This window comes from Sphingomonas sp. Leaf30 (assembly GCF_001422525.1).
Taxonomy (GTDB): domain Bacteria; phylum Pseudomonadota; class Alphaproteobacteria; order Sphingomonadales; family Sphingomonadaceae; genus Sphingomonas; species Sphingomonas aerolata.
The window spans coordinates 1-1704 of the sequence record NZ_LMKZ01000020.1 but is presented as its reverse complement, the minus strand read 5'-3'; the positions used below and the strand labels follow the sequence as shown (position 1 = coordinate 1704).

Here is a 1704-nt window from a genome sequence, read left to right as displayed (position 1 = left end):
ACGAAAGCTTCGCTCGGCCTCCGATCTCAGGGCCTTGCACATTCCCGTTCTAGCGATCTACGGGACCAAGGATACGCTGGTGGATGACGCACCTGCGGCGCGTGCCGCTTTGGCGAGCAACCGTCGCGCTCGAATTGTGATGCTGGACGGGCTCGGTCATTCGTTTCAGGAAGGCGCGGTTGCAGGCGAGCCGGATGAGGCGTCAAGGTTGGGCCCGTATCTCGGATCGCCTCGCCTCGTGGCAGTCGTTGGCGACTGGCTTCGAGACGCACTGTGGTCGAAAACTGGCACGGGGATGGGACAAGTGCGGTAACGCGCACCCTTTTGCCGCTCGACGACTGATAAACTGCTGCTTTTGAGCGCCGGTCTTTAGCCTCTAAAGGGCGTTTGACAGCGCTAAGTCGCCGTCCGCTGCACATGAACCATAATCGGCTACGCGCCTGTCCTGGCTCGAAGCAGCTGTTCCGCTCTCCTCTCCATTCAAGACGTCCATGGCGGGGGATCATGCGCCAAGTTCAGTCAGCGCGGGGGATGAATGAATGTCTTAAGTTGGGGACCGCGGAAAGGCGCGCGAATGTCCGGGTATGGATCAAATGTGCCCCGGCGTCTTCACCCGAGATCAGCTCTCACGCTCATCCAGCAGCACCCGCAGCCGCTCGGCATCGTCAGGCGTGGCGGGGTTGTAGATAATCATCCCCAGTTCCGGCCTTCCTTCGACGGCGAACGACGAAAACTCCATCGCCAGCAGCCCCGCGTCGGGATGGTGGATACGTTTTATTCCTTCGCCGTGAGCGACCACGTCGTTGTCCTGCCACAGCGCTTCGAACTCAGGGCTTAGCCGAGACAACTCCATGACGAGCTTTATCACCTCGGCGCTGGTGCTAGCGCCGGCGCGCGCCACGTCGGCGCGGAAGGCGCCGACGACGAAGCGGGCGATGCTGTCGAAATCGGCATTGCGGGCGCGGACATGGTCGCTGCCGAACATCAGACGCAGAATGTTGCGTCCCTCGCGCGGCAGCTTGGAATAGTCGGTCAGCAAGACCGCAGCGGCACGGTTCCAGCCGACAACGTCCCACATCGCGGTCTTGATGATCGCGGGGCTGAGCACCATCCCGTCGAGTACCCGTTGCAGGCGAGGGGTGATGCCGTCGACCGGCTGATAGCGGGCCTCTGGCAGACGACCCAGTCCGAGCATGTAGATGTGATCGCGCTCCGGCTCGGTCAGCATCAGCCCCTTCGCAATGCGATCGAGGACATCCGCAGATGGCGCGCCGCCACGGCCCTGCTCGAGCCAGGTGTACCAGGTGGGACTGATATTCGCGCGGCTCGCAACCTCTTCACGGCGCAAGCCGGGCGTACGGCGGCGACTGCCGCTGAGCCCGAAAGTCGCCGGGTCCAGGCGAGTGCGGCGGTCGCGCAGGTATGTGCCCAGCGAATTTGTTGCGTCAGTAGACAAGATGTATCCTGTTGCAGCTTATACCACGATAAGCTCACTACTTTAACAGGGTCGGGCGCAAGGCGATACATCCCTCGTCAACGAGGAGATTTCCATGCGCGTGTTCTTGACCGGTGCGACCGGCTTTATCGGCTCCCATGTCATTCCCGAACTACTCCACCGCGGTCACAATGTGCTCGGGCTCGCTCGCTCCGACGCGGGCGCGCAGCAGCTCGAAGCGGCTGGCGCCGATGTTCATCGGGGCGACC

General features: G+C 62.4%; 3 protein-coding genes. 2 read left to right on the top strand and 1 reads right to left on the bottom strand.

All coding sequences use genetic code 11. The annotated features are described in order from the left end of the window. Positions 1 to 313, top strand: a 313-nt coding sequence (locus ASE89_RS21350; protein WP_236701870.1) for an alpha/beta hydrolase, incomplete at its 5' end; no start/stop codon positions are given. A 306-nt stretch (positions 314 to 619) separates the two neighbouring features. Here ASE89_RS21350 and ASE89_RS18725 read toward each other — a convergent pair. Further along, complete coding sequence (locus ASE89_RS18725) at positions 620 to 1456, bottom strand: helix-turn-helix transcriptional regulator (RefSeq protein WP_056681027.1); 837 nt, start codon at positions 1454 to 1456, stop codon at positions 620 to 622. A 94-nt stretch (positions 1457 to 1550) separates the two neighbouring features. Here ASE89_RS18725 and ASE89_RS20070 point away from each other — a divergent pair. Further along, a partial coding sequence (locus ASE89_RS20070) for an NAD-dependent epimerase/dehydratase family protein (RefSeq protein WP_156363567.1) occupies positions 1551 to 1704 on the top strand: 154 nt, incomplete at its 3' end.